This is a genomic window from Candidatus Omnitrophota bacterium (assembly GCA_034717435.1).
Taxonomy (GTDB): Bacteria; Omnitrophota; JAUWXU01; order JAUWXU01; family JAUWXU01; genus JAYELI01.
Genome location: JAYELI010000053.1, coordinates 1 through 6,121, shown reverse-complemented (window position 1 = coordinate 6,121; position 6,121 = coordinate 1). Strand labels below are relative to the sequence as shown.

Below are 6,121 nucleotides of genomic sequence, written 5' to 3'. Positions count from 1 at the left end.
GAAGCAACAAGAGGTGCGGGGCTGTCTGCCTCTATCGAAGCACTAATCGTGTGTCCCTGTTTGTCTTTGGCAACATACTTGAAAACCGGCATCTTACACCTTCCTAATTCATTACTAAATTGTTAAATGGCTAAATTGTTAAACTGTTGTAAAAAAATTCATACTTTAAAACTTAGAATGCAATTCTTCAACTGAACAATTTAACAATTTAACAGTTTATTTTTATTCTTCCGTAGTTATCCTTAAGACCTCTTCCAGCGTAGTCATCCCAAGTTTAAATTTCTCCAGGGCATTTTCCCTGAGCAGTTTCATGCCCTTACTGCGGGCATACCTTTCAATTTCATCAGATGAATCTCTTTTAATGATCATTTCTTTTATATGGTCATCAACGACTAATGTCTCCAGCGTTCCCATTCGGCCATAATAACCTGTCTGATTGCACAAGTTGCAGCCCTTACCGTGATAAAACACGTTTTTTTCTCCCGGCTTAAGTTTAAGGCCTATTCTGTCCAAGACTTCCAGCGGGATTTCGCAAGGTTCTTTACAACCTGGACAGATCTTGCGGCATAACCTCTGGGCACCTACCATAATCAGTGAAGAAGCGATTAAAAACGGCTCAACTCCCATATCGATAAGCCTGGTGGTAGCGCTGCAGGCATCATTAGTATGCAGGGTTGAAAAAACAAGCTGTCCGGTAAGAGAGGCCTTAATCGCTGTATCAGCTGCTTCAAAATCTCTTATTTCTCCGACCAATATTATATCCGGGCTCTGGCGCAAAATTGATTTTAACCCGGTGGCGAAATCAAGCGAAATTTCGGGCTTCACCTGCAGTTGGCTTATCCCGTCAATACGGTATTCTACCGGATCCTCTACCGTCATTATATTCCTCTCAGGGGTGTTTAATTGATTAAGGATCGAATAAAGGGTTGTTGACTTTCCCGAACCCGTAGGCCCGGTAATCAATATCATGCCATAAGGTTCCTTGACCGCTGTCTGGAATACCTCCAGGGGTCCCGGTAAAAAACCTAATTCAGCCAACCCTATCTGTAAATTGGACTTATCCAGGGCCCGCAAGACTATCTTTTCACCAAAACTTATCGGCAGGCTGGAAACCCGGAAATCCACCTCTTTGTTTTGAAGCCTTACTTTAAACCTGCCGTCCTGGGGCAGGCGGCGCTCGGTTATTACTAATCTGGACATGATCTTGAGCCTGGTCGTGACCGCATTCTGGACAGCCTTAGGAGGATTGAATGCCTCAACTAAATTTCCGTCTATCCGGTAGCGGACACGGACCTTATTTTCGTAAGGCTCGATATGAATATCAGAGGCCCTCCTTCTTAACGCCTCGCTCAAGATCAAATTGACCATTTTCACTATTGGCGCTTCCTTGCTGTTCCGGGTTATCTCGGTAATATCTCCTGTTTCTTTTTCCCGTTTTATTACTTCGACTTCAAGATCTGTTTCTTTGGCCTCTTCTAAAATCTCTTCCATCTGAACCGGGGATTGATAATAAGAATTGATCGCTGCTGCGATATCCTGGGCAGTTGTAATAACCGGTTTTATCTCGCAACCGGTAATGCTTTTCAGGTCGTCTAAGGCAAAAATATTTAAAGGATCGGCCATAGCCACTGTAAGGACATTGCTTATCTTGGAAACAGGAATGAGCTGATAATGAGCAGCGACGCGATTAGGAATAAGCTCAATCATATCCGGTTTAATAGTATAGTTGGAAAGGTTGATCGGAGGAATTCCTAATTTCTGGCCCAGGCAGACCATCAACTTCTCTTCCGGGATCGAACCTTGCTCAACCAGGATCTGACTGATTTTTCCTCCTTTTTCCTTTTGGATCTTAACAGCTTTATCCAGATCCTGCTGAGTTATTAATCCACCTTTGATCAACAGATCAGTTAATTTTTCTTTTAATGATTTAACCACATCTTACTCCAAATATCCTAATGATAGAGTGTCAAAGAGTCATAGAGTCAAAGTGTCAGAGTAAAAACTTTGACCCTCTGAATCTCTGACACTAGCGAACGAAGTCCCCGAAGGGGGCGAAGTGAACGATGACACTTTGACACTCTACAAGGGCCGGTCAGCGGCTGCCACCCGCACAACTTCCTTTAAGCTGGTAATTCCGGCCTTTACTTTGCGTAAACCATTCTCGCGCAAGGTAGCCATCCCAGCCCTTCGGGCAGTAAGTTTTATCTCTGCCTCAGAGGCCTTTTTCATAATCAAACTTTTTATTTTTGAGTCTAAAAGCAATACCTCTATAATGCCTATTCGGCCTTTGTATCCGGTATTCGCGCAGAGATCACAGCCTTTCGGCCGGTAAAAAGTCCATTCTTTGTCTCCAGCCAGCCCGATTTCCTCCTTCAGGTGCCGCTCCACCTTATATGGTTCTTTACAATTCGGACAAAGCATCCTGACCAACCGCTGGGCAGCTACCATAATCAGTGAAGAAGCGATCAAGAACGGCTCTACGCCCATATTAACCAGCCGTACTATCGAACCAGCCGCATCGGTAGTATGCAAAGTGCTTAATACCAAATGCCCGGTAAGAGCTGCTTTAATAGCTATATCGGCTGTCTCGGAATCCCTGATCTCTCCCACCATAATTATATCCGGATCCTGCCGCAGCATCGACCTCAATGCAGCAGCAAAGGTAAGCCCGATGTCTTCCCGGTAAGTAACCTGGTTTATTCCCGCTAACTGGTATTCTACGGGGTCTTCCACGGTGATAATATTTTTTTCGGGCCGGTCAATAAGGTTTAGAATAGAATATAATGTTGTAGTTTTCCCGCAGCCGGTAGGCCCGCATACCAGAATCATACCATGAGGCCTGGATGAACGCTCCTTTAGGTTTTCTAAGGACTTTTGTTCAAAGCCTAATTTACTTATCTCCAGCATCACGGCTGATTTGTCCAGTATCCTTAGAGCTGCTTTTTCTCCAAAGCTTGCCGGAATAGTGGAAACCCTGAAATCCACCATTCTACTGCCCAATTTTACCTTAAACCTTCCATCCTGGGGCAGTCTTCGATCAGCGATGTTTAACTCTGACATTACCTTAAGCCTGCTGATGATAGCGTGCTGCATACCTTTGGGCAGGGCCTTGGCCTCCTGTAAAATCCCGTCTACGCGGTATCTGATCCGCAGGCCGTTTTCCAGCGGCTCAATCAAAAGGTCGCTGGCCTTTCTCTTTATCGCTTCGGCCAACAGCGTATTGGTTATCTTAATCACCGGGGTTTCCTGAGCCAGCTTCAAGAGACTGCCTGAATCAATTCCTTTTTCTTCCGCTGCGTCTTCAATAACTATTTCCATCTTTGATTTTTTTGTCTGTTCAATGATATCTTCGATAGTTTCAGATGCCGGTGTTTCATAATACCGCCCGACAGCCTGAGCGATACCCTCCTCAGTGCCTACAACCGGCCTTAAGTTAAGACCGGTCAAGACCTTTATATCATCCATAGCAAAGACATTCAACGGATCAGACATAGCTATTGTTAAGGTCTTTCCGATCTTAGAAACCGGGATAACCCCGTAATGCCTGGCCATGTGTTTGGGAATAAACTTAATTATCCGGGGGGAAATTTCTATCTTAGATAAATCTACAGGAGGGATGTTTAACTCCCTGCTCAGGGTCAGGGCTAAATCTTTTTCGCTGATATATCCTAAGTTAACCAAAATCCTGCCTAAATGCCCGCCTTTCTTCTTCTGGACCTCAATAGCCTTGCCTAACTGCTCAAGGTTAATCAGCTTGCTATTTATTAAAATATCTCTTAGCCGTTCCTTGAGTGATTTAACCATCTTTATCCGGTTTCTTTTTTCCGGGGGATATTCCCCGAAAGTTTATCCGGGAGACATGGTCTTCCGGTTTGCCCTCTGTCCCTAACAACTTCTCCGACTTATAATAATGGTTTATTGCCTCTCGTATTTCGGTGGCAGTACCGACAAAGACCTGGATCCTGCATTTGGTAATATATTCTAAATCATTTATAGCCATGTTATTTGTCGGGTCAGCTATGACTATGGTAAGCACCTCGCCTATCTTATCGACGGGAATAGCGTAATACTGCCGGGCGACATTTTCCGGAACAAGCTTGATGAGTTCCGGGGCTATCTGGCAGTTGGCTAAAGAAAGATAGGGGTATCCGTATTGTTCAGCCAGGGTAATAACTATTTTCTCTTCGGAAGTGTAGCCGAACCTGACCAATATTTCGCCTAAGTACCCTCCTTCTTTTTTCTGAAGGTTCAGGGCGGTTTCTAACTGCTGATTATTTATTATGTCTTTTGCCAATAACAACTGGCCTAATTGTTTTAAACCTGAACTATTCTCATTCTTCTCAATCATCTTTATATGACCACCTTATTCTTACCCTCTTTTTTTGCCTTTTCCAAAGCAGACACGGCAACACCGGCTAAATCTTCAGCAGTAAGCCCGTCTATCGGATTAGCGCTAATCCCGGCGCTAACGGTTAATCTTCCTCCGGGCTGGCCCTTTTCGCCGGGGAATGAGAACTCCTCAACAGCTTTCCTTACCCTTTCAACCATCTGGAGAGCCTCTCCTTTATTCTTCTCCGGTAAAATCAGAACAAAAGTATCTTCTTCCCGCCTTGCTGCCCGGTCCACCTCAGAAACATTTTCTTTTAAGATCATAGCGATCTTTTTCAGGATAGAGGCACCGGCCAATTCACTATTATTTCTTTTATAGGCTTTAAAATCATCAACATTAAACATAACGAACGAGCAGGGCCGCTGATACATAATAGCCCTTTTTATCTCTTCTTTTAAGCGGTTATCCATATAATTCTTATTATACAGGCCGGTCAATTCATCTTTCAAAGTTAACTGCGCGGTCTTTTTTGTCAGCCGGTCATTTTCTACGGCAATAGCTATCTGGCGGACAAAAATCTTTATCAGCTCTAACTCGTCCTTCTGAAAGACAAAATCTGTTAGATTATTACCCATTACCAGTAATCCCAGAATCTGATTTTTTAAACCGACCGGAATAAAACAAGCGTTGTTTATTTTGACGGTATTGATAAATGCCTGCATTTGTTTATCTAATTTTTTAACCGATCTGTCGATTATTAAACGTTGGCCGCTGCCGGCAATCTTACCGAGAAATCCCTGGTCAAGCCTGGCTGTTTGGGGGGGCAATTCCTCAGGATTGATATTGCAGCTGAACTTAGTAACCAACTCATTGGTTGTCCTGTCTAACAACATTAAAAAAATCCGCCGGCAGCTGGTGGCCTGGGAGATCTTATCCAGAACCAAGGGCAGGGTCGCATCCAGGCCGGGAGAAGCAGCCATTACATTTCCTATCTGAAGAAGCGAGGATAAGGCAGCCACCTTCTTGCTGATTTCTACATTTACGCCCCTTACTTTTTCTCCGTATGACTGGATCTCGCTCATATTGCGGCGAAGCCTTCTAACCATAGTTTGCAGTGAATTTTCCAAATCTCCGATCTCATCTTCCCTCTCTACTTTTATTATCTGCTCCAGGTAACCGTCAGCAACCTTCCTGGCTGCACTGGATAATTCTATAACCGAATCTACGATAGATCTGGTCAAATAAAATCCCGTCAGGGCAATGAACATACCCACAATAATAATTATACTGACATTCAAAATGTTTTCTTTTATCGGAAAGGCATAAGTGGTTGTCAGATAGATAGATATCAACAATGGGATTATTGACATTAAGCTAAACGATACTAATAACTTACGGCGCAGGCCCACCGGAACCAATGACAATCTTTTTAGTAAGCCGAAATCTTCTTTGCTTTTCATGTTCAACCTCCTAAAATAAAAACGCGATTTAATTCACTTTAACTTATCTCGTCATTAAATCTTACTATATAAGTTTTTTGTTGTCAAGACATTCTAAATTGCTGTTATCTACGAATTAAAAGTGCACAGTTTTTAGACGATTTAAGTTTTAAAAGTGCACAGTTTAAAGTTTAAAACTGCACACCCCCTAAGTCCTTAATTAGGGGTCATCCTGAGGGAGCGTAAGCGACCGAAGGAAGTCCTGAGTATTCCCGAAGGGCGACCGAAGGAAGTCCTGAGTATTCCCGAAGGGCGACCGAAGGATCTCCCATAAAACCGTGTTTTCTGAGAT

4 protein-coding genes are annotated in these 6,121 nt (G+C 43.5%); all 4 read right to left on the bottom strand.

From position 1 onward, the window contains the following. Positions 1–222 precede the first annotated feature (222 nt). Positions 223–1,935, bottom strand: a complete 1,713-nt coding sequence (locus U9Q08_04430) for an ATPase, T2SS/T4P/T4SS family (GenBank protein ID MEA3328956.1) — start codon at positions 1,933–1,935, stop codon at positions 223–225. Positions 1,936–2,079: 144 nt separating this feature from the next. Further along, entirely contained in the window at positions 2,080–3,804 is a 1,725-nt protein-coding gene (locus U9Q08_04425; GenBank protein ID MEA3328955.1) for an ATPase, T2SS/T4P/T4SS family, read from the bottom strand. Then, entirely contained in the window at positions 3,797–4,348 is a 552-nt protein-coding gene (locus tag U9Q08_04420; protein MEA3328954.1) for a hypothetical protein, read from the bottom strand. The genes U9Q08_04425 and U9Q08_04420 overlap by 8 nt, the downstream gene beginning before the upstream one ends. 2 nt (positions 4,349–4,350) lie before the next feature. Further along, positions 4,351–5,790, bottom strand: coding sequence for a diguanylate cyclase (locus U9Q08_04415; GenBank protein ID MEA3328953.1), 1,440 nt, complete (start codon positions 5,788–5,790; stop codon positions 4,351–4,353). Positions 5,791–6,121 lie beyond the last annotated feature (331 nt).